The organism is Bradyrhizobium sp. 21, assembly GCF_023073335.1.
In the GTDB taxonomy this organism is placed as follows: domain Bacteria; phylum Pseudomonadota; class Alphaproteobacteria; order Rhizobiales; family Xanthobacteraceae; genus Bradyrhizobium.
Genome location: NZ_JADPJG010000035.1, coordinates 46,056 through 72,094 on the forward strand (window position 1 = coordinate 46,056; position 26,039 = coordinate 72,094).

The 26,039-nt window shown below is 64.6% G+C and carries 21 protein-coding genes; 6 read left to right on the top strand and 15 right to left on the bottom strand.

Annotation, left to right across the window (positions count from 1 at the left end; genetic code table 11):
• The first annotated feature begins 91 nt into the window (after nt 1-91).
• Complete coding sequence (locus tag IVB31_RS28830) at nt 92-1,057, top strand: tyrosine recombinase XerC (protein WP_247330887.1); 966 nt, start codon at nt 92-94, stop codon at nt 1,055-1,057.
• 113 nt (nt 1,058-1,170) lie between these two features.
• Complete coding sequence (locus IVB31_RS28835; protein WP_247330889.1) at nt 1,171-1,761, top strand: DUF4337 domain-containing protein; 591 nt, start codon at nt 1,171-1,173, stop codon at nt 1,759-1,761.
• 200 nt (nt 1,762-1,961) lie between these two features.
• On the opposite strand, the gene IVB31_RS28840 is transcribed toward IVB31_RS28835, so the two are convergent.
• The 12 genes from IVB31_RS28840 to IVB31_RS28895 form a co-directional block, all read right to left on the bottom strand.
• Entirely contained in the window at nt 1,962-2,492 is a 531-nt protein-coding gene (locus IVB31_RS28840; RefSeq protein ID WP_247330892.1) for a hypothetical protein, read from the bottom strand.
• A gap of 34 nt (nt 2,493-2,526) precedes the next feature.
• Complete coding sequence (lpdA, locus tag IVB31_RS28845; RefSeq protein ID WP_247330894.1) at nt 2,527-3,927, bottom strand: dihydrolipoyl dehydrogenase; 1,401 nt, start codon at nt 3,925-3,927, stop codon at nt 2,527-2,529.
• A 57-nt stretch (nt 3,928-3,984) separates the two neighbouring features.
• Complete coding sequence (locus IVB31_RS28850; protein ID WP_247330896.1) at nt 3,985-4,746, bottom strand: SDR family oxidoreductase; 762 nt, start codon at nt 4,744-4,746, stop codon at nt 3,985-3,987.
• A 55-nt stretch (nt 4,747-4,801) separates the two neighbouring features.
• Nucleotides 4,802-6,046 (bottom strand): 2-oxoglutarate dehydrogenase complex dihydrolipoyllysine-residue succinyltransferase, encoded by a 1,245-nt coding sequence (odhB, locus tag IVB31_RS28855; RefSeq protein ID WP_247330898.1) that lies wholly within the window; start codon nt 6,044-6,046, stop codon nt 4,802-4,804.
• 180 nt (nt 6,047-6,226) lie between these two features.
• On the bottom strand, nt 6,227-9,205 hold the full coding sequence (locus IVB31_RS28860; protein WP_247330901.1) for a 2-oxoglutarate dehydrogenase E1 component: 2,979 nt from the start codon (nt 9,203-9,205) through the stop codon (nt 6,227-6,229).
• Nucleotides 9,206-9,343: 138 nt separating this feature from the next.
• On the bottom strand, nt 9,344-10,228 hold the full coding sequence (gene sucD / locus IVB31_RS28865) for a succinate--CoA ligase subunit alpha (RefSeq protein ID WP_247330904.1): 885 nt from the start codon (nt 10,226-10,228) through the stop codon (nt 9,344-9,346).
• Between the two features lie 33 nt (nt 10,229-10,261).
• On the bottom strand, nt 10,262-10,741 hold the full coding sequence (locus tag IVB31_RS28870) for a DUF1579 family protein (protein WP_247330906.1): 480 nt from the start codon (nt 10,739-10,741) through the stop codon (nt 10,262-10,264).
• A gap of 4 nt (nt 10,742-10,745) precedes the next feature.
• Nucleotides 10,746-11,942: an ADP-forming succinate--CoA ligase subunit beta gene (sucC, locus tag IVB31_RS28875; RefSeq protein ID WP_247330908.1), complete on the bottom strand. Its 1,197-nt coding sequence runs from the start codon at nt 11,940-11,942 to the stop codon at nt 10,746-10,748.
• Nucleotides 11,943-12,157: 215 nt separating this feature from the next.
• Complete coding sequence (gene mdh, locus IVB31_RS28880; protein ID WP_007598869.1) at nt 12,158-13,126, bottom strand: malate dehydrogenase; 969 nt, start codon at nt 13,124-13,126, stop codon at nt 12,158-12,160.
• Between the two features lie 233 nt (nt 13,127-13,359).
• The gene (gene zapE, locus IVB31_RS28885; protein ID WP_247330910.1) at nt 13,360-14,544 is read right to left on the bottom strand and encodes a cell division protein ZapE; all 1,185 of its coding nucleotides are present in this window, start codon (nt 14,542-14,544) and stop codon (nt 13,360-13,362) included.
• A gap of 204 nt (nt 14,545-14,748) precedes the next feature.
• Complete coding sequence (thpR, locus tag IVB31_RS28890; RefSeq protein WP_247330912.1) at nt 14,749-15,285, bottom strand: RNA 2',3'-cyclic phosphodiesterase; 537 nt, start codon at nt 15,283-15,285, stop codon at nt 14,749-14,751.
• A gap of 173 nt (nt 15,286-15,458) precedes the next feature.
• The gene (locus IVB31_RS28895; protein ID WP_247332280.1) at nt 15,459-16,094 is read right to left on the bottom strand and encodes an arylesterase; all 636 of its coding nucleotides are present in this window, start codon (nt 16,092-16,094) and stop codon (nt 15,459-15,461) included.
• Nucleotides 16,095-16,149: 55 nt separating this feature from the next.
• Between IVB31_RS28895 and IVB31_RS28900 the strand changes: the two genes are divergently transcribed.
• From IVB31_RS28900 to IVB31_RS28915, 4 genes are all read left to right on the top strand, one after another.
• Nucleotides 16,150-16,872, top strand: coding sequence for an ABC transporter ATP-binding protein (locus tag IVB31_RS28900; RefSeq protein WP_247330914.1), 723 nt, complete (start codon nt 16,150-16,152; stop codon nt 16,870-16,872).
• On the top strand, nt 16,869-19,439 hold the full coding sequence (locus IVB31_RS28905) for an FtsX-like permease family protein (protein ID WP_247330917.1): 2,571 nt from the start codon (nt 16,869-16,871) through the stop codon (nt 19,437-19,439). Before IVB31_RS28900 ends, IVB31_RS28905 begins: the two co-directional genes overlap by 4 nt.
• Nucleotides 19,440-19,706: 267 nt before the next feature.
• Entirely contained in the window at nt 19,707-20,498 is a 792-nt protein-coding gene (locus tag IVB31_RS28910) for a Bax inhibitor-1/YccA family protein (protein WP_007598855.1), read from the top strand.
• Nucleotides 20,499-20,638: 140 nt separating this feature from the next.
• Nucleotides 20,639-21,169 (top strand): GNAT family N-acetyltransferase, encoded by a 531-nt coding sequence (locus IVB31_RS28915; protein ID WP_247330919.1) that lies wholly within the window; start codon nt 20,639-20,641, stop codon nt 21,167-21,169.
• Nucleotides 21,170-21,278: 109 nt separating this feature from the next.
• On the opposite strand, the gene IVB31_RS28920 is transcribed toward IVB31_RS28915, so the two are convergent.
• From IVB31_RS28920 to acnA, 3 genes are all read right to left on the bottom strand, one after another.
• The gene (locus tag IVB31_RS28920) at nt 21,279-21,647 is read right to left on the bottom strand and encodes a DUF2794 domain-containing protein (protein WP_247330921.1); all 369 of its coding nucleotides are present in this window, start codon (nt 21,645-21,647) and stop codon (nt 21,279-21,281) included.
• A gap of 568 nt (nt 21,648-22,215) precedes the next feature.
• Entirely contained in the window at nt 22,216-22,992 is a 777-nt protein-coding gene (locus IVB31_RS28925) for a DUF1223 domain-containing protein (protein ID WP_247330923.1), read from the bottom strand.
• Nucleotides 22,993-23,213: 221 nt separating this feature from the next.
• Nucleotides 23,214-25,934 carry an aconitate hydratase AcnA gene (gene acnA, locus IVB31_RS28930; RefSeq protein ID WP_247330925.1) on the bottom strand — a complete coding sequence of 907 codons (2,721 nt, stop codon included), beginning with the start codon at nt 25,932-25,934 and terminating at the stop codon, nt 23,214-23,216.
• Nucleotides 25,935-26,039 lie beyond the last annotated feature (105 nt).

Consider the following 26,039-nt stretch of genomic DNA (forward strand, 5'->3'; position numbering starts at 1 on the left):
AGGCCTTGAAGCTAGCCGCCCGCGACGGCCTTAGCGAACAGTAAACGGGTGTGATGCGATATACTGAGCGGAATCATTACGTCCAGAGCGCATGAGCAAAGCGGCCGCCCCCCAAATCGAGCTCGCCAGCGCCGATCCCTCGATCGCGCAGGAGATGACGCGCTGGCTGTCGCATCTCGGCGCCGAGCGGCGGCTGTCGCCGAAGACGCTGGAGGCCTATGGCCGCGATTTGCGGCAGTGCCTGGATTTCCTCTGTGCCCATTGGGGCGAGCGCGTGACGCTCAAGCGTTTCGCCGCGCTCGAGGCCACCGACATCCGCGCCTTCATGGCGATGCGCCGCGCCGACGAGATCGCCGGCCGCTCGTTGATGCGCGCGCTCGCGGGCCTGCGCTCGTTCGGCCGCTTTCTCGAACGCGAGGGCAAGGGCAAGGTCGGGGCATTGTCGGCGATCCGCGCACCCAAGGTGGCCAAGACCTTGCCGAAGCCGCTGCCGATGGCATCTGCAAAACGTCTTACGGACGCCGACGAACGCGCCGGCGAGGATCGCGAAACCTGGATTCTGGCGCGCGACGCCGCCGTGATGGCGCTGCTGTACGGCTCCGGCCTGCGCATCTCCGAAGCGCTCGGCCTGACGCGCCGCGAGGTGCCGCGTCCGGGCGAGGGCGACGTGCTGATCGTGACAGGCAAAGGCAACAAGACCCGCATGGTGCCGGTGCTCCAGAACGTGCTCGCGCTCGTTCAGGAATATGTGTCGATGTGCCCGCATCCGTTGCCGCCGGAGGGACCGATCTTCGTCGGCGCCCGCGGCGGCCCGCTCAGCCCGCGCATCATCCAGCTCGCGATGGAGCGGCTGCGCGGCGCGCTCGGCCTGCCCGACAGCGCGACGCCGCACGCGCTTCGGCATTCCTTTGCGACGCATCTTCTGTCGCGCGGCGGGGATCTGCGCGCGATCCAGGAATTGCTCGGCCATGCCTCGCTCTCGACCACGCAGATCTACACCGGCATCGATTCCGAGCGCCTGCTGGAGGTCTACGCCAGCGCGCATCCGCGGCGGTGAGAGAGGCGCCGAATTGCCGATGAATCCTGACATGAAGCTGTCATAGCTCGCGTGCCTCTTGCGCGGCGCCCGCGGTTCGGTCAATCGTGCGGAACCGACACAGGAGAGGACTCATGAGCGCACACGAAAGCATGGAGCATGCCGAGCACGCCGAACACGCGTCCGGCTCGAACAAGAAGATCGCGCTCCTGATCGCCGTCTTGGCGCTGTTCCTGGCGATCTCCGAGACGCTCGGCAAGGGCGCCCAGACCGAATCGATCAGCAAGAACGTCGAGGCTTCCAACCTCTGGGCGTTCTTCCAGGCCAAGAGCATCCGCCGCACCGTGGTGGTGACCGCGGCCGAGCAGGGCAAGCTGACGTTCGGCGCCGCGACCGACGATGCCACCAAGGCCGCGGCTCAGAAGCAGATCGAGGACTGGCAGAAGACCGCGCAGCGTTACCGCTCCGAGCCCGAGACCGGCGAAGGCACCGAGCAGCTGGCCGAAAAGGCCAAGCACGCCGAGCATGAACGCGACGAGGCGACTGCGAAGTATCATCACTTCGAGCTGGCGTCCGCCGCCTTCCAGATCGGCATCGTTCTCGCCTCGGCCACCATCATCACCGGCATGATTGGGCTCGCTTATGTCGCTGGCCTGCTGACGATCGCCGGCATCGCCATGACCGGGCTCGGCCTGTGGTTGCCGCATCTGCTGCATTTGCATTGAGGCTGATGTGACCAACTCCGCCGTCGTCCCGGCGAAGGCCGGGACCCATACCGCGTGATGTATCGAATACGGGTGGCAGGAATACCGAACGACGAGTCTTCGCCCAACTTCTCCCTGTGGTTATGGAACCCGGCCTTCGCCGGGACGACACTGGAGATTTGGCGCAAGCTCTGGCCCGACAAGTCCAATCGCCGCCACGCTCAGCGCGCTTCGTGCACGCTCTTGCGGAAACGCTGGATCAAACGCAGCGTGCGGGAGGACCAGCCCTCACCGTTGCCGGCGATCAGCTCGCGGATGCGCTGCTTGATTGGGTCGACCAGCTCCGAGGCTTTTGCGCGCAGCTTCATCACGAGCTGATAGAGCCGCTCGAACCAGCCCATCTCCATCAGCTTGTCGCGCGTCACGTCGAACACGAAGGCGGTGACGCCGACGCCGAGCAGTTTTGCGAACAGAAAGGTGGAGACGCCGGTCAGCCAGTATTCATGCGTCAGCAGATACAGGCCGATCAGCTTGAGCGGAAACAGCGGGATGATCGGCACCGCGAACACGACCAGCGTCATGGCCGGCGGCAGCGCATCGACGCGCTCGGTCAGCCATTGCTTGAATCGTGCGAGCGGGATGGCCGCGACAAATCGCGCGACGATCGGCTCGCAATGGTCCCACAGCCAGGCTTCGATCAGGAAGATGATCGCCAGCAGGACCCAGACCGGTTGAAGTAGGCGGCGCAGCATATGTTTCCCGCCCGATTCGGTGCTGGGCGCGTCCCTACATATGGATGGCCCGCTTGCCGACCGCAAGCGCCGCTTCCTTGACGGCTTCCGAGCGGGTCGGATGCGCGTGGCAGGTGCGCGCGAGATCCTCCGCGCTGCCGCCAAATTCCATGAGAACGCAGGCTTCATGGATCATTTCGCCGGCCTCGATGCCGATAATATGAACGCCGAGCACGCGATCGGTCTTCGCATCTGCGAGAATCTTCACAAAACCGTCGGTGGTCTGGTTGACCTTGGAGCGGCCGTTGGCGGTAAAGGGAAACTTCCCGACCGTATAAGCCACACCCGCCTGCTTCAGCTCCTCCTCGGTCTTGCCGACGGAGGACACTTCCGGCGTGGTATACACGACGCCTGGAATAACATCGTAGTTCACGTGGCCGGCCTGGCCTGCGATGATCTCGGCCACCGCGACGCCTTCGTCCTCGGCCTTGTGCGCGAGCATCGGGCCCGCGACGACGTCGCCGATGGCATAAACGCCCTTCACGCTGGTGGCGAAATGCGGATCGATCTGCACGCGGCCGCGATTGTCGAGCGCAACGCCGGCTTCCTTCAGGCCGAGCCCGTCGGTGTAGGGCACGCGGCCGATGCAGACGAGAACGACGTCGGCCTCCAGCGTCTCGGCAGCGCCGCCGGCCGCGGGCTCGATCGTCGCCTTCAGCGTCTTGCCCGAGGTGTCGACGGCCGTGACCTTGGCGCCGAGCTTGAATGCAAAGCCCTGCTTTTCCAGGATGCGCTGGAATTGCTTGGCGATCTCGCCGTCCATCCCGGGCAGGATGCGATCGAGGAATTCGACGACGACGACTTCGGCGCCGAGGCGATGCCAGACCGAGCCGAGTTCGAGGCCGATCACGCCCGCGCCGACGATCAGGAGCTTGCCGGGGACCTTGTCCAGCGACAGCGCGCCGGTCGACGACACGATGCGCGTCTCGTCGATCTCGATGCCCTTGAGACGCGCGATGTCCGAGCCGGTCGCGATCACGATGTTCTTGGTCTCGATGACCTGCGACTTGCCGTCGGCGGAGACTTCGACCTTGCCGGTGCCGAGGATCTTACCGGTGCCCTTGAGCACGTCGACCTTGTTCTTCTTCATCAGGAACTCGACGCCCTTGACGTTACCGTCGATGCCCTGCTGCTTGAAGTTCATCATCGCGGGCAATTCGAGCTTCGGCGCGGAGACGCTGATGCCCATCTTGGCGAAGGAGTGCGCGGCTTCCTCGAACATCTCGGAGGCGTGCAGCAGCGCCTTGGACGGCATGCAGCCGACATTGAGGCAGGTGCCGCCGAGCGTGGCGTTCTTTTCGACCACGGCGACTTTCATGCCGAGCTGGCTTGCGCGCACCGCGCAGACATAACCGCCAGGTCCAGTGCCGATGACGACGAGATCGTAGGTAGCCATGAGAGAAAGTCCCGTAAGTTTAGCGTGATGAGGATGTGTCAGCGTCCGCGCGGCGCGTCAGCGTCCGCCGGACACATCGAGTGTGGCTGCGGTGACGTAGGAGGCCTCGTCGGACATCAGCCAGACGATGGCATTGGCAATTTCGTCCGCGGTGCCGACGCGCTTCATCGGCACCATATGGGCCAGGCGATGGTGCCGATCTGGCTCGCCCCCGGAGGCGTGAATTTCGGTATCGATCAGGCCGGGGCGGATGCCCGCGACGCGAATGCCTTCGCTCGCGACCTCGTAGCCGAGGCCGATGGTGAAGGAATCGATCGCGCCCTTGGACGCGGCATAATCGACATAGGTATTGGGCGCGCCGAGCTTGGCAGCAACCGATGACAGATTGACGATGACGCCGCCCTTGCCGCCATGCCTGGTCGACATCCGCTTGACGGCTTCGCGCGCGCAGAGAATGGAGCCTGTGACGTTGACCGCCATCACGCGCTGGATGCGCTCGGCCGACATCTCGTCGACGCGCACGCCGCTTTGGCCGACGATGCCGCCATTGTTGACGAGCGCGCCCAGCGTGCCGAACTTGTCGGCTTCCTTGAACAGCGCGACAATATCGCTTTCCTCGGCGACATCGCATTTCACCGCAATGGCTTTGCCATTGCTGGCCGCGATCTGTGCGACAACCTCGTCGGCCGCCTGCTTGTTGCTGGCATAGCCGACCACGACGCGGAAGCCGCGCGCGGCGACCGCGAGCGCCGTGGCGCGACCGATGCCGCGGCTGCCGCCGGTGATGACAACGACTTTATCGGTCACACGCGCCTCCATGGTTCGACACGCGCCGTCGCGCGATCATGCGACGGCGCTCGTAGAGCATCAGGGATCAGAGATCGAGCACCAGGCGCGCCGGATCTTCCAGGCTTTCCTTGACGCGCACCAGGAAGGTGACGGCTTCCTTGCCGTCGATGACGCGGTGATCGTAGGACAGCGCCAGATACATCATCGGGCGCACCTCGACCTTGCCGCCGACGACCATCGGCCGCTCCTGGATCTTGTGCATGCCGAGGATGCCGGACTGCGGCGCGTTCAGGATCGGGGTCGACATCAGCGAGCCGTAGATGCCGCCATTGGTGATGGTGAAGGTGCCGCCCTGCATCTCGTCGATCTTGAGCTGGCCGTCACGGGCGCGGCGGCCGAAATCGGCGATGCCCTTCTCGATGTCGGCGATCGACTTGTTGTCGCAGTCGCGCACCACGGGCACGACCAGGCCCTTGTCGGTGCCGACGGCGACCCCGATGTGGTAATAGTTCTTGTAGATCAGGTCGGTGCCGTCGATCTCGGCGTTGACCGCCGGGATGTCCTTCAGGCCCTGCACCACGGCCTTGGTGAAGAAGCCCATGAAGCCGAGCTTCGAGCCGTGCTTCTTCTCGAACGCATCCTTGTAATGCGCACGCAGCGCCATGACGTTGGTCATGTCGACCTCGTTGAAGGTCGTGAGCATGGCCGCGGTGTTCTGCACGTCCTTGAGGCGGCGTGCGATGGTCTGGCGCAGCCGGGTCATCTTGACCCGCTCCTCGCGGGCAGCGTCATCGGCCGGCGACGGCGCGCGCACCTGCACGGCGGCGGCGGGCTGGTTGACCGGGGTCGGCGCGGACGCCGCGCGCTCGATCGCAGCGAGCATGTCGCCCTTGGTGACGCGGCCGTCCTTGCCGGAGCCCGGAACGGTCGAGGCATCGACGCCGGTCTCCGCCGAGAGTTTTCGCACGGACGGGGCAAGCGGGGCGTCGGCCGGAGGCGCCTTCGCGGCCGGCGCGGGCGCGGAGGCGGCAGCCGCGGCGGCAGGAGCCGCAGCGGGCTTGGCCGGAGCGGCGGCCGGCTTGGCAGCGCCAGCGGCACCCTCGGTGATCTGGCCGAGCAACGCACCGACCGCGACGGTCACGCCATCGGCGGCGATGATCTCGCTCAGCGTGCCGGCGGACGGCGCCGGGACTTCGATGGTGACCTTGTCGGTCTCCAGCTCCACAAGGGGCTCGTCGACGGCGACGGGATCGCCGGCCTTCTTGAACCAGCGGCCGATGGTGGCCTCGGTGACGGATTCGCCGAGCGTCGGCACACGAATTTCAGTCATGGTCTTTTCCTTAAGGAGATCGCCGGTGCGGTCACAAATGCGGATGTCATTGGCCCGCAAAAAGCAGGCCATCCGGCAAGCGGGACGCATCGCATTCACGAGCACGTCGCAACTTGCCGGATGCCCCGCCCTTGTGCGCGTTGACGCAGTGGGGGCGGGGCATGACGCAGTTCAGAAAGTTCAGCTCAGTGCTTCGTCCAGGAACGCCTTCAGCTGCGCCTGATGCTTGGACATCAGACCAGTGGCGGTCGCGGCGGAAGCGGCGCGGCCGACATAACGCGGACGCCGGCTTACGCCGCTCACCTGGTTCAGCACCCATTCCAGATAGGGCTCGATGAAGTGCCAGGCACCCATGTTGCGGGGCTCTTCCTGGCACCACACCACTTCAGCCTTCTTGAAGCGGGACAGCTCGGCCACCAGCGCCTTCAGCGGCACCGGATAGAGCTGCTCGACGCGCATCAAATAGATGTCGTCGATGCCGCGCTTCTCGCGCTCCTCGTAGAGGTCGTAATAGACCTTGCCTGAGCAGAGCACGATGCGGCGGATCTTCTCGTCGGGGACGAGCTTGATCGCCTCGCTCGGCAGCATCTGGGCGTCATCGTACAGGATGCGGTGGAAGGTCGTTCCCTTGGCGAGCTCCTCGAGACGCGACACCGCCCGCTTGTGACGCAGCAGCGACTTCGGCGTCATCACGATCAGCGGCTTGCGGATCTCGCGGTGCAGCTGGCGCCGCAGCACGTGGAAGTAGTTCGCCGGCGTGGTCGGGTAGACCACCTGCATGTTGTCCTCCGCGCACATCTGGAGGTAACGCTCCAGACGCGCCGAGGAATGCTCCGGTCCCTGGCCCTCATAGCCGTGCGGCAGCAGGCAGACGAGGCCCGACATGCGCAGCCATTTGCGCTCGCCCGAGGAGATGAACTGGTCGAACACGACCTGCGCACCGTTGGCGAAGTCGCCGAACTGGGCTTCCCACAGCGTCAGCGTGTTCGGCTCGGCGAGCGAATAGCCGTATTCGAAACCGAGCACCGCTTCTTCCGACAGCAGCGAGTTGATGACCTCGTAATGCCCCTGCTCGCCGAGATGATTGAACGGCGTGTAGCGGCTCTCGTCCTCCTGGTCGATCAGGACCGAGTGGCGCTGCGAGAAGGTGCCGCGCTCCGAATCCTGTCCCGACAGACGGACGTGGTGGTTTTCCCGGAGCAGCGTGCAGAACGCCAGCGCCTCGCCGGTCGCCCAGTCGATGCCCGTGCCGCCGTCGATCGCCTTGGAGCGGTTTTCGAGGAAGCGCTGGATGGTACGGTGGGCGCGGAAGCCGTCCGGCACCTTGGTGATCTTGCGGCCGATATCCTTCAGCTCGGCGATGTCGACGCCGGTGACGCCGCGCCGCGCATCTTCTTCCTGGTCGGCGATCTTGAAGCCCGCCCACTTGCCGTCGAGCCAGTCGGCCTTGTTGGGCTTGTAGCCGGAGCCGGCTTCGAGCTCGGCATCGAGCCGCGCGCGCCAGTCCGCCTTGGCCTTGTCGACCTCGCCCTCAGTCAGCACGCCTTCGCTGATCAGGCGACGGGCGTAGAGCTCCAGAGTCGTGGGGTGGGCCGCGATCTTCTTGTACATCACCGGCTGGGTGAAAGCCGGCTCGTCGCCCTCGTTATGGCCATGCCTGCGGTAGCAGAACATGTCGATGACGACGGGCTTGTGGAATTTCTGCCGGAACTCGGTCGCGACCTTGGCCGCGAACACCACGGCTTCCGGATCGTCGCCGTTGACGTGGAAGATCGGCGCGTCGATCATCTTCGCCACATCCGACGGATAGGGCGAAGAACGGGAATAACGCGGATAGGTAGTGAAGCCGATCTGGTTGTTGACGATGAAGTGCACGGAGCCGCCGGTGCGGTAGCCCTTCAAATCCGACAGACCGAAGCACTCCGCAACCACACCCTGGCCGGCGAACGCGGCGTCGCCGTGCATCAGCAGCGGCATCACCGAGATGCGCTGGTCCGGCGGATCGCCGTGCTGGTCCTGCTTGGCGCGGACCTTGCCGAGCACCACGGGATCGACGATCTCGAGATGCGAGGGGTTGGCGGTCAGCGACAGATGGATGCGGTTGCCGTCGAACTCGCGGTCCGAGGAGGCGCCGAGGTGATATTTGACGTCGCCCGAGCCTTCGACCGCGTCGGGATTGGCCGAGCCGCCCTTGAATTCGTGGAACAGCGCGCGATGCGGCTTGCCCATCACCTGGGTCAGCACGTTGAGGCGGCCGCGATGCGGCATGCCGACCACGACTTCCTTCACGCCGAGATTGCCGCCGCGCTTGATGATCTGCTCGAGCGCGGGGATCAGTGATTCCGCACCGTCGAGACCGAAGCGCTTGGTGCCGGTGAACTTGGTGTCGCAGAATTTTTCAAAGCCTTCGGCTTCGACCAGCTTCATCAGGATGGCGCGGCGGCCTTCGCGGGTGAACGAGATTTCCTTGTCCGGGCCCTCGATGCGCTCCTGGATCCAGGCCTTCTGCGCGGCATTGCTGATGTGCATGAACTCGACGCCGAGCGTCTGGCAGTAGGTCCGCTCGCAGATCGCGGTGATTTCGCGCAGGCTGGCGTATTCGAGGCCGAGCACGTGATCGAGGAAGATCTTGCGGTCGAAATCGGCTTCACTGAAGCCGTAGGTACGCGGGTCGAGTTCTTCGCGATTGCGCTGGGCTTCGATGCCGAGCGGATCGAGCTTGGCGTGGAAGTGGCCGCGCATGCGGTAGGAGCGGATCAGCATCAGCGCGCGGACCGAGTCGCGGGTGGCCTGGAGCACGTCGGCGGAGGAGAGGCCGCCGCCCTTGTCACCACCCTTGTCAGCACCCCTGGCCTGCGCCTTGGCGGCGATCTTGGCACCGACAGCCTTTTCGACTTCGGCCCAATTGCCGTCCAGGGCGGAGGTCAAATCGTCCTGCGGGATCAGCGGCCAGTTGGCGCGCTCCCAGGACGGGCCTTCGGCGTTCTTGCTGATGTCAGCGGGCTGGTCGTTGAGGCTCTTGAAGAATTCCTGCCACTCGGCGTCGACCGAGGACGGGTCCTTCTCGTAGCGGGCGTAGATTTCGTCGATGTAGGTGGCGTTGGTGCCCTGCAAAAAGGAGGAGAGGGCAAAGGCTGCGTTCGCGTCCTGGCGAGACATACTTGAGTTCCTGGCGATTTTTCGGTTCGCGCATAACAAACGGCGCTGGCGTCGAGCTTCCCGGCAGAGGCTCGACGGACAGGCACCATTTACCCTATTTGCTGCGAAACTTCGCCCGGAAAAGCACGAAGAAGTGAATTAGCCCTTCAATTTTTCGGCAAGCGTGTGGCCGAGGCGGGCGGGAGACGGGGACACTGTAATTCCTGCGGATTTCATCGCGTCGGTCTTGGAACCGGCGTCGCCCTTGCCGCCCGAAATGATCGCGCCGGCATGGCCCATGCGGCGGCCGGGAGGTGCGGTCACACCGGCGATAAAGCCCACCATCGGCTTCATGCGGCCGCGCTTGGCCTCGTCCTTGAGGAACTGGGCGGCGTCTTCCTCGGCCGAACCGCCGATCTCGCCGATCATGATGATCGACTCCGTCTTGGGGTCGGCCAGCAGCATTTCGAGGACGTCGATGAACTCGGTTCCCTTGACCGGGTCACCGCCGATACCGACCGCGGTGGTCTGGCCGAGGCCCTCCTGCGAGGTCTGGAACACCGCTTCGTAAGTGAGCGTGCCGGAGCGGGAAACGATGCCGACGCTGCCGGTCTTGAAGATGTTGGCGGGCATGATGCCGATCTTGCATTCGCCGGCGGTCATGACGCCCGGGCAGTTCGGCCCGATCAGGCGCGACTTGGAGGCGGCCAGCGAGCGCTTCACCCGCACCATGTCGATGACCGGGATACCTTCCGTGATGCAGACGATCAGCGGGATCTCGGCATCGATGGCCTCGCAGATGGCGTCCGCCGCGCCCGGCGGCGGCACGTAGATCACCGACGCATCGGCACCGGTCTTCTCACGCGCCTCGCGCACGGTGTCGAACACCGGCAGGCCGAGATGGGTCGAGCCGCCTTTGCCCGGCGAGGTGCCGCCGACCATCTTGGTGCCATAGGCAATCGCGGCTTCGGAATGGAAGGTGCCGTTCTTGCCGGTAAAGCCCTGGCAGATGACCTTGGTGTTCTTGTCGATCAGGATGGACATGAGGTCTGCTTTCGCGAAACTAACAGTGAGAGGTCAGTGGATGCGGCGGTAGACGCCGGTGAGCACGTCGGCCCAGCCTTCCGCGTCCGGCGAGAACTGGATCTTCAACGAATAGGAATTGTCGTCGATGATCTCGTAGACGTGGCGCGCATTGCCGCGGAGCGAGCCGCGCACCAGCGTCAGGGTCTTGCCGACCCACCCGCCCGAAGCGGGCGAGGGCGGCGTGTAGCCGAGCGAGTCGTACCAGAACAATTTGTAGGTCCGATCTTCGCGGTCGAAGGTGAAGATGCCATGGGTGGCGAAACTCTGCTTGCCCTCGCGCGTCTGGACGCTGTCCTGGATCAGGTAGAAGCCGTTGAGATCCATATGCGCCACGACGTGCGAGGTCGCAGTCCCGCCCTCCGTCCAGCGCGACGGAAAGACCACCTCTTCGCCATTCCATTCGCCGGCGAACGCGGCAAGACGCGCGTGCTCCGGAAGCGGGGACGATGCGGCGAGATGGTCCTGGGTCATGGCCTCAGCCTCCCTTGACGGCCTTCACGATCTTCTGCGCGGCGTCGTCGAGATTGTCGGCCGGCACCACGTTCAGGCCGGATTCACGGATGATCTTCTTGCCGAGCTCGACATTGGTGCCTTCGAGGCGGACCACCAGCGGCACGCTGAGGCCGACTTCACGAACCGCAGCCGTGACGCCCTCGGCGATCACGTCGCACTTCATGATCCCACCGAAGATATTGACCAGGATGCCCTTCACGTTCGGATCCGCGGTGATGATCTTGAACGCGGCCGCGACCTTCTCCTTGCTGGCGCTGCCGCCGACGTCGAGGAAGTTCGCCGGCGCCATGCCGTAGAGCTTGATGATGTCCATGGTCGCCATGGCGAGACCGGCGCCGTTGACCATGCAGCCGATGTTGCCGTCGAGCGTGACGTAGTTGAGGTCGTATTTCGACGCCTCGATTTCCTTGGCGTCTTCCTCGGTCTCGTCGCGCAGCGCGAGCACCTCGGGATGACGGAACAGCGCGTTGTCGTCGAACGACACTTTGGCGTCGAGCACGCGGAGCTGGCCCTGCTTGGTCACGACCAGCGGGTTGATCTCGAGCATCGACATGTCCTTGGCGACGAAGGCTGCGTAGAGCTGCGCGGTGAGCTTCTCGGCCTGCTTGGCGAGGTCGCCGGAGAGCTTGAGCGCATTGGCGACGGTGCGGCCGTGATGGCCCATGATGCCGGTCGCGGGATCGATCGAGAAGGTGACGATCTTCTCGGGGCTGTTGTGCGCGACGTCCTCGATGTTGACGCCGCCCTCGGTCGACACCACGAACGAGACGCGCGAGGTCTCGCGGTCGACCAGGATCGAGAGATAGAATTCCTTGTCGATGTCGGAGCCGTCCTCGATGTAGAGGCGGTTGACCTGCTTGCCGGCGGGGCCGGTCTGGATCGTCACCAGCGTGGCGCCGAGCATCTGCTTGGCGAATTCGGAGACCTCGGCGGCCGACTTGGCGATGCGCACACCGCCTTTGTCGCCGGCGGATGCTTCCTTGAACTTGCCCTTGCCGCGGCCGCCGGCATGGATCTGGCTCTTCACCACCCAGACCGGGCCCGGGAGAGCCTTTGCCGCCGCGTCCGCATCGGCGGGATTCAGGACCGGGACGCCCTTGGAGATCGCGACGCCGAACTCGTTGAGCAGCGCTTTGGCCTGATATTCATGGATATTCATATGGTCGCTCCCTGAACCCGCGGGCGGTGACCTCGTGGGCCCACCTCAGTCTTGTGGCTGGCATACCATATACCACAGGAACTGCAACTCGGATTCTTTGACATCGATCTCTGGACTTGCGGACCCGGAACCCGCCCAGCCTAAATAAGGTTTGGGGGCCCCGGAAATGAAACCGCCGAAGACCGGTTTTCGATCTTCGGCGGAGATTGCTTATCTTAGCGGCCGAGAAGATCGGGAGCGATCTTCTTGCAGGCGTCGACCAGGCCCTGCACCGCGCCGACCGACTTGTCGAAGGCCTCGCGGTCCTTGCCGACGAGCTCGATCTCGACGACGCGCTCGACGCCCTTGGAGCCGATCACGACGGGCACGCCAACATACATATCCTTCACGCCGTATTCGCCGTTGAGGTAGGCGGCCGAGGCCAGCACGCGCTTCTTGTCACGCAGATAGCTCTCGGCCATCGCGATCGCGGAGGCCGCGGGCGCATAGAAGGCCGAGCCGGTCTTGAGCAGGTTGACGATCTCGGCGCCGCCGTTGCGGGTGCGGTCGACGATCTCGTCGAGGCGCGCCTGCGAGGTCCAGCCCATCTTGACGAGGTCGGGCAGCGGAATGCCGGCGACGGTGGAGTACTTCACCAGCGGCACCATGGTGTCGCCATGGCCGCCGAGCACGAACGCGGTGACGTCCTCGACCGAGACGTTGAACTCGTCGGCCAGGAAGTAGCGGAAGCGCGACGAATCCAGCACGCCGGCCATGCCGACGACCTTCTTGTGCGGCAGGCCGGAGGCCTTCTGCAGCGCCCAGACCATGGCGTCGAGCGGGTTGGTGATGCAGATGACGAAAGCGTCGGGCGCGTACTTCTTGATGCCGGCGCCGACCTGCTCCATGACCTTGAGGTTGATGGAGAGGAGGTCGTCGCGGCTCATGCCGGGCTTGCGCGGCACGCCGGCCGTCACGATGCAGACCTTGGCGTTGTCGAGCGCCTCGTAGGAGTTCGCGCCGGTATAGTGCGCGTCAAAGCCGTCGACCGGCGAGGACTGCGCGATGTCGAGCGCCTTGCCCTGCGGCACGCCCTCGGCGATGTCGAACATCACCACGTCGCCCAGCTCCTTCAGGCCGATGAGATGAGCCAGCGTTCCGCCGATCTGACCGGAGCCAATCAAAGCAATCTTGTCGCGCGCCATGTGAACCTGTCCTTTAGACACGGAAGGAGGGGAAAACTGCATGGGTGGTTATCCCTTTCGCTCCCCCCGTTCAAGTCGGGGGATGCTCAATTGTCGGGCTTGGCGATGCCTCGGGCACGCAGCCCTGTCATTCCCGGGCGCGACGAAAGTCGCGGGCCGGATCCATGCGCCCGATGGTGGTTATGGATTCCGGGCCTGCGCCTTCGGCGCATTCCGGAATGACGGGCTAGGACTTAAGTCTCCACCAGGCCTTTGGTCGAGCCGCTTGCCGTGGAATCCTTGCGGCCGTGGGGCAGCGCCAGATAGGATTCCGAGCTCATCTCGATCAGGCGCGACGCCGTCCGCTTGAACTCGTTGGCCTCGTTGCCTTCGTGGGCGAGATAGAGGGAGATCGGGTTGGCATCGGCCGAGGCCATCAGCTTCACGGCATTGTCATAGAGCGTGTCGATCAGCGTGATGAAACGCTTGGCCGAGTTGCGCTGGGAGACATCCATCACTGGAATATGGTCGACCAGGATGGTGTGATAGTCGTGCGCCAGCCTGAGATAGTCGGATGCCCCGAGCGGCTTCTCGCAGAGATCGGCGAACGAAAAGCGCGCAACGCCATGGGCGGAGCACGGCACGTGCAGGATGCGACCCTTGATCGAAATATCGCGCGACTTGCATTTTGCGCCGCCTGACATCTTCGACCAGGCGCGGTCGAGCGCGGTGTCCGCCTCAGTGTCTGCCGGCGTCAGCCACATCGCCACACCCTGGAGCTTTTCCAGCCGGAAGTCCGTGCGGGCGTCGAGCCGCGCGACGTCCATGTGGTCGGTGATCTGCTTGATGAAGGGCAGGAACAGCGAACGGTTCAGGCCGCCCTTGTAGAGATCGTCCGGCGCGACGTTGGAGGTTGCGACCACTACGGTGCCGAACTCGAACAGCTTTGCGAACAGCCGGCCGAGGATCATCGCATCCGCGATGTCGGTGACGTGGAATTCGTCGAAGCAGAGCAGCCAGCTCTCTTCGAAGATGGCGTTCGCGGTCAGCGTGATGACGTCGCCATCGGCGATCTCGCCGCGCGCGATGCCCTGGCGATAGTCGTAGATGCGCTCGTGCACATCGGCCATGAATTCGTGGAAATGCGCGCGGCGCTTGTGCTCGACGGTGGAGTGCTGGAAGAACAAATCCATCAGCATGGTCTTGCCGCGACCGACCTCGCCATGGATGTAGAGCCCGCGCGGTGCCTCGTCCTTGTCGCTGCTGAACAGGCGGCTGAGCAGGCCCTGCTTGCGCGCAGGCTTGTAGCTCGCAAGCCGCTGGTCGAGCGCCGCATAGGCCTCGGCGACCTCGGCCTGCGCGGCATCGGGCTCGATCGCGCCGGAGGCGATCTGGGCCTGATAGGCCTCGCGGAATGAGGAGTTTGGCGTCGAGAGCATCGCTCTTTACCGCCAGAGATGGGCGGAAATTGCAAGCCGTCAATTGGTGCGGGGCGCTATGCATTCCGTGTCCCGGACGCGCTGCAGCGTGCAACGCTGCTGCGCAGAGCCGGGACCCACTGGTTCGTACGTCGATCGCGGAAAGATGGGCCCCGGCTCAGCAGTGCACCACTTCGTGGCGCACTGCGTCCGGGGCACGAGACCTCACTCGCACAGCTCGTAGGCATCCTCGACGACATACGGCCCGCCACCGGTCGACGCCCGCGACGAGAACAGCACAAAACGTTCGGCCGTGAACGCCTTGCTCGGGAAGTAGCCGCGCAGCGAGAGATAGTCGGCGACGTCACGGTCGGTGGCGTCGTGCAGCCGGGCCAGCGTGACATGCGGGATGAACTTGCGGCCTTCTGGATCGAGACCGATCCGCTGCATCAAGCGCTCGAGCTCGGCCTGCAATTCCATCAGCGGCTTGCTCGGCGCGATGGTGGCGACCACCGCGCGCGGCTTGCGACCGCCAAAACTCTGCAAGCCCTGCACCTTCACCTCGAACGGCTTGCGGTCGACGCGAAACAGCATCGAGGCGATCTCGTTGGCCGACAGGCCGTCGATGTCGCCGATGAAGCGCAAGGTGACGTGATAATTTTCGGGATCGATCCAGCGGGCGCCTGGGAGGCCACCCCGCAAATTGGAAAGCGTCTGGCAGACCTCGGCCGGAATTTCCAGACCAGTGAACAAACGCGGCATCGTTTCGCACTCCCGATGCTTGGGCATGATCCCTGGAGGAGATCATATCCAAATTTTAGAGCCGGCGACGAATCATCTGTACCCTGATTCCTATCGCACTTGTATGACTCTGCAAGTATCGCGCGCCTCACTCCGGTAAAACACTGGGAATTAGGGTTAGCGCTGCCTGCTTTTCATCGCCGCTGCTCGCTTATGTTGCGCAGAAATGCCTCCACCGTGGGCATGATGTTGCCGACGATGATGTCGACGCCGGCGGCGGTCGGATGAATGCCGTCGGCCTGGTTGAGCTTGGCATCGGCCGCGACACCGTCAAGAAAAAAAGAATAGAGCGGCACGTCGAATTTTTTCGCCAGATCCGGATAAATCGAATTGAAGCGCGCGGCGTAATCCGGGCCGTAATTCGGCGGCGCCAGCATGCCGCACAGCATGACTGAAATCTTGCGCGCCTTGAGACGCTGGATGATGTCGGTCAGCGCGGTGCGCGTCAAATCGGGATCGATGCCGCGCAGCGCGTCGTTGGCGCCAAGCTCGATGATCACACCATCGGTTCCGTCCGGGATCGACCAGTCGAGCCGGTCACGGCCGCCGGATGTCGTGTCCCCGGACACGCCGGCATTGATCATGTCGACTTCTATGCCTTTGGCCTGCAAGGCTTTTTGAAGCTTTTTGGGGAAGGCTTCCTGGGCGGGGAGACCGAGGCCGGCGCTTAAGGAATCGCCGAGGACCACCAGCTTGATCGGTTTCGCCGCCTCGGCCCAAGCGGGATTGGCGACCGTCATCAAAGCGAACATCAACACGGCTATGTGCATGAACAATCCGTAACGCCTCTCGACCGGGCGTGCGGACTTGCCATATGACCGGACCATGGACACTCGCATCTCCTCCTCTTCGCTCGCCGGCGCCACGCCGGACACCATCGCCATCTCCAACGTCAATCTGTCATTGGGTGCGGGCGCGGCACGCGTTCACATTCTCAAGGATATCAGCCTGCGCGTCGGCCGTAGCGAGACGATCGGCCTGATCGGCCCGTCAGGCTCGGGCAAATCCACGCTGCTGATGGTGATGGCGGGGCTGGAGCGTCCTGATAGCGGAGAGGTGGTGGTCAGCGGCACGCCTTTCAATGCCCTCGACGAGGATGCGCTGGCCCGCTTCCGCGGCCGCCACGTCGGCATCGTCTTCCAATCGTTTCACCTGATCCCGACCATGACGGCGCTGGAGAACGTCGCCGTCCCGCTCGAGCTCGCCGGCAACCCGGATGCCGCAAAGCGCGCGGCGCAGGAGCTGCAATCGGTCGGGCTCGGCGACCGCCTGCATCACTATCCGACGCAGCTCTCCGGTGGCGAGCAGCAGCGCGTGGCACTGGCCCGCGCGCTGGCGCCCGATCCCGCGATCCTCGTTGCCGACGAGCCGACCGGCAATCTCGACGAAGCCACCGGCAAGCAGATCGTCGACCTGCTGTTCAGCAAGCATGCCGAGCGCGGCATGACCCTGGTGCTGGTCACCCACGATTCCTCGCTCGCGCATCGCTGCGATCGCGTGATCCGGCTGCGCTCCGGCCGCATCGACACGCAGTCGGCGCCGGCATGAGCGCTGCTGCCGAACCGTTCGCGAAGCCCAACGGCGTCGCGCTGTCGCTGCGCTACGCGCTGCGCGAATTGCGCGGCGGCCTGCGCGGCTTCTATGTCTTCATCGCCTGCATCGCGCTCGGCGTGATGGCCATCGCCGGTGTCGGCTCGGTCTCGGCGAGCCTGAGCGACGGCCTCGCCCGCGAGGGCCGTACGCTGCTCGGCGGCGACGTGTCGTTCGTCTTGTTTCAGCGCGAGGCGAAGCCGGAGGAAGTCGCCTTCCTGCGTTCGCGCGGCACGGTCTCGAGCGCCGCGACCTTGCGCGGCATGGCGCGCTCGACTGACGGCCAGCTCGCGCTGGTCGAGATGAAGGCGGTCGACGACACCTATCCGATGCTGGGACAATTGACGCTGGCGCCGCCGCTGCCGATGTCCGACCTGCTCGCGGAGCGCGACGGCGCGTTCGGTGCCGCCGCCGATCCGACGCTGCTGGCGCGGCTGTCGCTGAAGACCGGCGATCGCGTCACCATCGGATCCGCGACCTTCCAGATCCGCAGCACCGTCGAGGCCGAGCCCGACAAGCTCGCCGGCGGCATCGGCTTCGGCCCGCGCTTCCTGATCAGCGAGGCGGGCCTGCACGCCACCGGCCTGATCCAGCCCGGCAGCCTGGTCCGCTGGGTCTACCGGGTGAAGCTGCCTGACACCGCCAACACCGACCGCGCCACCGAAGCCTTCATCGCGGATTCGCGCAACGCGGCACCGCAGGCGGGCTGGGAAGTCCGCAGCCGCTCCAATGCCTCGCCGCAGCTCGAGCGCAACATCAATCGCTTCACGCAGTTTTTGACTCTAGTCGGCCTCGCCGCGCTGCTGGTCGGCGGCGTCGGTGTCGCCAATGCCGTCAGGAGCCATATCGACCGCAAGCTCGAGGTGATCGCGGCCTTGAAGGCCGTCGGCGCCACCGGACGCGACGTGTTCGGCATCTATCTCGCGCAGGTCCTCCTGCTCGCGGCGATCGGCTCCGTGATCGGTCTGGCGCTCGGCGCCGCCATGCCCTTCGCCATCGTCGGCCTGTTCGGAAAGCTCTTGCCGCTGCCGGTGGTGCCGGCGGTGCACGCCGACGAGCTGGCGCTGTCATTCGTCTACGGCCTGCTCACCGCGCTCGCCTTCGGCCTGTGGCCACTCGGGCGCGTGCACGACGTGCCGGTGGCCGCGCTGTTCCGCGACACGATCAGCTCCGAATGGCACCGGCCGCGCTGGAGTTATCTCGTGTTCATGGCCGTCGTGGTCGCGCTGCTCATCGCGGTCGTGATCGGGCTTTCCTTCGACAAGCGGATCGCCGCGGTGTTCGTGGCCTCCTCCGTCGTCGTGTTCGTCCTGCTGCGCGGCATTGCCGCCCTGCTGATGACGATCGCACGGCGGCTGCCGCGCACGCGGTTGCCGATGCTGCGATTGGCGATCGCCAACATCCACCGGCCGGGCGCGCTGACGCCCTCCGTCGTGCTGTCGCTGGGCCTCGGGCTCGCGGTGCTCGTCACCATCACCCAGATCGACGGCAATCTGCGCCGGCAGTTCCTGGCGGCATTGCCCGAGAACGCGCCTTCGTTCTTCTTCATCGACATCCCGAGCACGCAGGCCGAGCAGTTCGACCGCTATCTGCGCCAGATCGCCCCCGGCGCGAAGGTCGAGGACGTGCCGATGCTGCGCGGGCGCATCGTCGGCGCCCGCGGCGTCCGCGCCGAGGAGCTCAAGCCCAGCACCGATTCCGAATGGGTGCTGCAGAGCGACCGCGGCCTGACCTATACCGCCGAGCTGCCGAAAGGCTCCAAGGTGGTCGAGGGCGAGTGGTGGAGCGCCGATTATGCCGGCCCGCCGCTGGTGTCGATGGAGAAGAAGATCGCCGACGGGCTCGGCCTCAAGCTCGGCGACGAGGTGGTGGTCAATATCCTCGGCCGCGACATTCCGGCCAGGATCGGCAATTTGCGCACCATCGACTGGCAAGGCCTCGGCATCAATTTCGTCTTGGTGTTCTCGCCGAACGCCTTCAAGGGCGCGCCGCACACCCATATCGCGACGCTGACGCAAGCCGGTGGCGATGCCGCCGGCGACGGCAAGATCATCAAAGAGGTCGCTGAGGCCTATCCGATGGTGACGAGCGTGCGTGTGCGCGAGGTGATGGAGACGGTCGGCTCGGTCGTGACCAACCTTGCGCTGGCGATCCGGGGCGCCAGCGCCGTGACCCTGATCTCGGCAATCCTGGTGCTGGGCGGCGCGCTCGCCGCCGGCCATCGCCATCGGGTCTACGATGCGGTGATCCTCAAGACCTTGGGCGCGACCCGGCTGCGGCTGCTCGGCGCCTATGCGCTTGAATACCTTCTGATCGGGCTTGCCACCGCGGTGTTCGGCGTTTTCGCCGGCAGCATCGCGGCCTGGATGATCGTGACGCGGCTGATGACGCTCACCTTCGTCTGGCAGGCCGGCAGCGCGGCCGGGGTGGTCGCGGCCGCCCTGATCGTCACCGTCGGGCTCGGGCTCGCCGGGACGCTCCTGGCGTTGAACAAAAAGCCCGCCACGGTGTTGCGGAATTTGTGACAAAATGTAGCGGGTGGCCGTGCGGGAGCGGAATCGCCCGATTCCGGCGATTAACCACGTCTGCTCGCCGGGATTGTGGGCGAGGGCGACATTCAGCCGCGCGTGGACGGTTGCAGCGAATGTGTTAGTTTCCCACATATCGAATGGGTTCGGAGCCCCGATTGTTAGCCAAAATTTAGTCGGCAGACATCGGTATCCGAGATAGAATTGACGAACCGGTGGCATGGAGCCCTCGTGCCGGACCGGACAACCAACGGGAATTCGACCATGTCGGACCTAGACCGTAACTACGCTTCTCCTTTCGGCAGGGCCGCCGGGCGTGTTGACGCCGCGACGGTCGATGCCGGCCTGCGCGCCTACATGCTGCGCATCTACAATTACATGAGCATCGGCCTGGCCATCACCGGCCTGGCCGCGCTCGGCGTCTACATGGCTGCCGTGACTGACGTTCCGACCCCGGAAGCCGTCCGCGTCGGCAAGCTGTTCCTGACGCCGTTCGGCTACGCGATGTTCGTCAGCCCCCTGAAGTGGCTGTTCATGCTCGCGCCGCTCGCCATGGTGTTCGTGATCTCGGCAGGCATCAACCGCCTCGCCCCCTCGACCGCCCAGATCCTGTTCTGGGTGTTCGCGGCGCTGATGGGCGTCTCGCTGTCCTCGATCTTCCTGGTGTTCACGCACACCTCGATCGTGCGGGTGTTCTTCATCACCGCGGCGACCTTCGGCGCGCTCAGCCTCTACGGCTACACCACCAAGCGTGACATGAGCGGAATGGGTTCGTTCCTGTTCATGGGCCTGATCGGCATCGTGATCGCGAGCCTTGTGAACCTGTTCCTGGCGAGCTCGGTGCTGCAGTTCGTCGTGTCGGTGGTCGGCGTGCTGGTGTTCGCAGGCCTCACCGCCTGGGATACCCAGCGGCTGAAGAACGACTACATCTACGGCTACGCCTCGGCCGGCGGTGACATCGCAGAGCGTGCGGCCATCACCGGCGCGCTGTCGCTGTACCTGAACTTCATCAACCTGTTCACGCTGCTCCTGCAGCTCCTCGGCCAGCGCGACTAAGCGCTCGGACGAGTGAACGGACACAACCCCCGGCCGAGAGGCCGGGGTTTTTGTTTGTCTCGTTATGCCCGGGACGAAGCCCGGCCATGACGAGGCGGGAACGGCGTTGCTCATCGCCGTGCCCCTGCTATCTTCGCCCCATGTCCGCACCTGAAATCAGGCCCGCCACCGAGGCCGACCTTCCCGCCATCACCGCCATCTACCAACAGGCCGTCCGCGAGGGCACCGCGACCTTCGAGCTGGAGCCGCCGGACCTTGCGGAGATGACGCGCCGCTATCGCGCGCTGATCGACGGCGGCTATCCCTATTTCGTCGCCATCCTCGACGGCCGTCTGACCGGCTATGCCTATGCCGGCGCCTACCGGCCGCGGCCGGCCTACCGCTTCACGGTCGAGAACTCGATCTACCTCGACCCGTCCTTCCACCGCCGTGGCGTCGGACTTCTACTGCTGGAGCGGCTGGTCGCCGAATGCGAGGCGCGCGGCTTCCGCCAGATGATCGCGGTGATCGGCGATTCCGCCAATGCCGGCTCGATCGGCGTGCACACCAAGGGCGGGTTCAGGATGATCGGCACGCATCCCAGCGTCGGGCTGAAATTCGGCCGCTGGCTGGACACGGTGATGATGCAGCGCGACCTCGGCGAGGGCGCGAAGAGCGTGCCGACGACATAGGTCTCGTAGGGTGGGTTAGCGAAGCGTAACCCACCTCTTGTGGTTCCAAGTCAGCAGAAGTGGTGGGTTACGCCTGCGGCTAACCCACCCTACGGCACCGGTCGTGCGGCTACACCACCGCCAGCTTACGATCGATCACCAGCAGCACGCGCTCGAGCTCGTGGCCGCGGCGCAGGATCAGACCCGTCGCCGAGATCACGCTGTACATGCCCTGCTTGCGCGCGAGGCGCGGATCTTTTTCGATGCGATAGATCGGCACTTCCGAGGCGCGGCGGAAGACCGAGAACACGGCGCGGTCCTTCAGGAAGTCGATGGCGTAGTCGCGCCACTCGCCATCGGCGACCATGCGGCCGTAGAGATTGAGAATACGGTTCAGCTCGAGCCGGTTGAACGTCACCCGGCTCAGTTGCGTGGTCGCAGCAGCTGGGCGCGCCGCCGCGCGCTGTTCGCTCGGGTCGGCATCCTCCGACAGACTCATCAAGCGCCTCCTGTCGCATCAGCATGACCGCGTCCGCGAAGACCGCCCCGGGAACCTCGGATCATGACAGTTGCATGATTGCGCCAACTGTTCCCGACCGCAAGGGCCCTGAAGGGACCCGCGGAAACCGTGCGAATCAGAGCACGCGCACGCGGCGATCCGTCACGGGATCGTTAGCAGGAATCATAGTGTCGCCGCTTTTCCGCCAAGCGCCCGCCGCCCTGCATTGCGAAAAGACCTGTGTGCGTTGACCCGGTCCTTTCGGTTCCGGATTCCTCAGCCCCCAGCCCCCCGGGGTCGTCAGGATCGGGTCTGTTCGCACGACAAGGAGGGCCAACGCGAGTTGGTCCTTTTTTGTTTGCGTCGGGATGTTTCTGCCTCGACGGATGTCTCACCATCTCAGCACAAACTCTCTCCCCTCGTCCTGAGGAGCCGCCAAGCGGCGTCTCGAAGGATCGAGGCCGAGCTGCCTCAGCAGGGCCTGCATGGTTCGAGACGGCGCTGACGCGCCTCCTCACCATGAGGATCAAGAGCGTGCTTGAGTCGGAGAGGATTCGAAGTGTGCGCGTCAGTGCAGTGACGTGTACGCCGCGCCCAGCATCGGGCCCGGTTTTTCGCGACTGCCGTCCTGGACGTAGACCACCGCGCCGTCGACACCGTCGCGCGCGAGGTTCTCGATCGGCACCGTCCAGCTTTCCGGACGGCCGTTCCAGTCGCCGACCTTGAGCAGGTTGCGCACGACGTTGTGATAGATGACCTGCTGCCCGCGATTTTCACCGCGGCTGATCGCGATCGGCACCGACTTGGCGATCGAGCAGATCCAGACCTCGCCATGCGAGGCTGCAGGCTCCTTGCTCGCGGCCACCGAGACGTTGATCTGCTTGCCCGAGAGCGACATCGACACCGGCACGCTCATCACGCCCGTGCCCTGGTCGGTCTTGCCGATCGCGCTTTCAATGCCGGTGCGGTCGCTGCCGACGACATGCGTGGAGCCGTTGACCACGACCTGCGGGGTATAGACTTCGCGGTCACCGCGGACGCGCGAGTAGGCCCGCTGTCGTGCAGAAAAACGCGAATCCGCCAATGTGTCCTTCCAGCCGAGATAATCCCAATAGTCGATCGGCATGCTCAGCGCGATGATCGAGGGATCGCTTGCGAGGTCGCCGATGATCTTGTCGGCCGGCGGGCAGGAGGAGCAGCCCTGCGAGGTAAACAATTCGACAACGGCGCGGGGATCAGCCTCGGCAGGACGAATGACGGCGACGATCGCACAGATACCAAGCGCTCCCGACCAGAGGGCACCGGACCAACGCGAAACCAGATGAGAAGCCGTCATTGTTGTCATGTCGAACGCCGCACACCATTGCTCGTGGGAAGGGAAATCTTATCGCCTGATGGTCACCGTAGTCTTACGGGGCGCGGCACATTCCACCGTCCAATGCGGGTTTTCCGCCTGACGGGCCCATCTGAACCGCGCCGCAAACGCGCGAAGGCGGCCTTGTGATAGGCCGCCTTCGTTCAACCTTCTACTCACTTCGCAGTGAGCCACCGTTCACGAATCCGCGCTTACGCCGCGAGCTTGCGCAGCACGTAGTGCAGGATGCCGCCGTTACGGTAGTACTCGAGCTCGTCCAGCGTATCGATGCGGCAAAGCAGCGAAATGCGCTGCAACGAGCCGTCGCCGGAGACGATCTCGGCGGTCAACTTCTGACGCGGCTTCAGGTCGCCGACGAGGCCGCGCAGCGTGACCTTCTCGTCGCCCCTCAGACCGAGCGACGACCAGGAGGTGCCGTCCTCGAAGGTCAGCGGCAGCACGCCCATGCCGACCAGGTTGGAGCGGTGAATGCGCTCGAAGCTCTGACAGATCACGGCGCGGACGCCGAGCAGACGCGTGCCCTTGGCGGCCCAGTCGCGCGAGGAGCCGTTGCCGTATTCGGCGCCGGCGAACACCACCAGCGGAACCTGCTCCTGCTGGTACTTCATCGCGGCGTCGTAGATCGACATCTGCTCGCCGTCAGGCCAGTGCTTGGTGAGGCCGCCTTCCGGGATGTTGCCGTCGGCGCCCTTGAGCATGAAGTTCTTGATGCGGATGTTGGCGAAGGTGCCGCGCATCATCACTTCATGGTTGCCGCGGCGCGTGCCGTACTGGTTGAAGTCGGCGGGACGCACCTGGTGCTCGCTGAGATACTTGCCGGCGGGCGAGGTGAGCTTGATCGAACCGGCCGGCGAGATGTGGTCGGTGGTGATCTTGTCGCCGAACATGGCGAGGATGCGTGCCTCGACGATGTCGGTGACCGGCTCCGGCTCCTTCTTCATGCCGTCGAAATAGGGCGGGTTCTGCACATAGGTCGAAGACATGTTCCAGCGGTAGGTCTCGCTCTCGACGGTCTTGATCTTGCGCCAATTGGCGTCGCCCTTGAACACGTCGGCATACTTCTTCTTGAAGATCGCCGCGGTCACGAACTTCTTCATGAAGGCGTTGATCTCCTTCGTCGTCGGCCAGATGTCCTTGAGGTACACCGGCTTGCCGTCCTTGCCTTCGCCGAGCGGCTCGACGGCGAGGTTCTTGGTGACGCTGCCCGCGAGCGCGTGGGCGACGACCAGCGGCGGCGAGGCCAGATAATTCGCCTGCACGTCCGGCGAGACGCGGCCTTCGAAGTTGCGGTTACCGGAGAGCACGGCGGCCGCGACGATGCCGTTGTCGTTGATCGACTTCGAGATCTCTTCCGGCAGCGGGCCGGAATTGCCGATGCACGTGGTGCAGCCGAAGCCGACCAGGTTGAAGCCGACCTTGTCGAGATCGGCCTGGAGACCGGAATCGGCGAGATAGGCCGCAACCACCTGGCTGCCCGGCGCGAGGGAAGTCTTCACCCAAGGCTTTGCCTTGAGGCCCTTCGCGGCAGCGTTACGCGCCAAGAGGCCGGCGCCGATCAGGACGCTCGGGTTCGAGGTGTTGGTGCAGGAGGTGATGGCGGCGATCACGACGTCGCCATGGCCGATCTCGAAGGTCTTGCCGTCGACGGCAAAACGCTTCGTCGGCTCTTCGGTCTTCTTGTACTCGGTGCCGAGCGCGAGCGAGAAGCCTTCGGCGACCGACGGCAGCGCGATGCGGCCTTCGGGACGCTTCGGACCGGCCATCGACGGAACGACGTCGCCGAGGTCGAGCGTCAGCGTTTCCGTGAACACCGGATCAGCCGACTTTGCGGTGCGGAAGAGCCCTTGCGCCTTGGCATAGGCCTGCACCAGCGCGACGCGGGCCGGAGCGCGGCCGGAGGTCTTGAGATAGTCGAGCGCGGCCGCGTCGACCGGGAAGAAGCCGCAGGTCGCGCCATATTCGGGCGCCATGTTGGCGATCGTCGCCTTGTCGGCGACCGAGAGATTGTCGAGGCCGGGGCCGAAGAACTCGACGAACTTGCCGACCACCCCGAGCTTGCGCAGCATCTGCGTCACGGTCAGCACGAGGTCGGTCGCGGTGACGCCTTCCTTCATCGCGCCCTTCAGCTTGAAGCCGACGACGGTGGGCAGCAGCATCGACAGCGGCTGGCCGAGCATGCAGGCTTCCGCCTCGATGCCGCCGACGCCCCAGCCGAGCACGGCGAGACCGTTGACCATGGTGGTGTGGGAGTCGGTGCCGACGAGCGAGTCGGGATAGGCGACCTCGAAGGTGCCGGTCTTCTTGCCGACCGTCATCTTCTCCTTCTTGGTCCAGACCGTCTGGGAGAGATATTCGAGATTGACCTGGTGGCAGATGCCGGTGCCGGGCGGCACGACGGAGAAGTTCGTGAACGCCTTCTGGCCCCATTTCAGGAACTCGTAGCGCTCCTGGTTCTGCTTGTATTCCTCGGTGACGTTCTTGCCGAAGGCCTTGTTGTCACCGAAGAAGTTCACGATCACGGAATGGTCGATGACGAGGTCGACCGGCACCAGCGGGTTGATCTTCTCGGCATCGCCGCCGAGCTTCTGCATCGCGTTGCGCATCGCGGCGAGGTCAACGACAGCCGGCACGCCGGTAAAATCCTGCATCAGCACGCGCGCCGGGCGGAATGCGATCTCATGCTCCAGCGACTTCTTGCGCAGCCATTTCGACACCGCGACGATGTCTTCCTTCTTGACCGAGCGGCCGTCCTCGTTGCGGAGCAGGTTCTCGAGCAAAACCTTCATCGAGTAGGGGAGTTTCGAAATTCCCTTCAGACCATTCTTCTCGGCCGTGGGCAGGCTGTAATAGACATAGGTCTTGGCGCCGACCTTGAGGGTCTTTTTGCATTTGAAGCTGTCGAGCGAGGTCATGAAGGAAATCCCAATTGTTAGTTATACCCGGCAAGGGGTATTTTAACACCGTCAGCGTAACAGGCTGGGTCGCTTGCAGGGGCAGGTTGAGTTGCTGCATCAAGT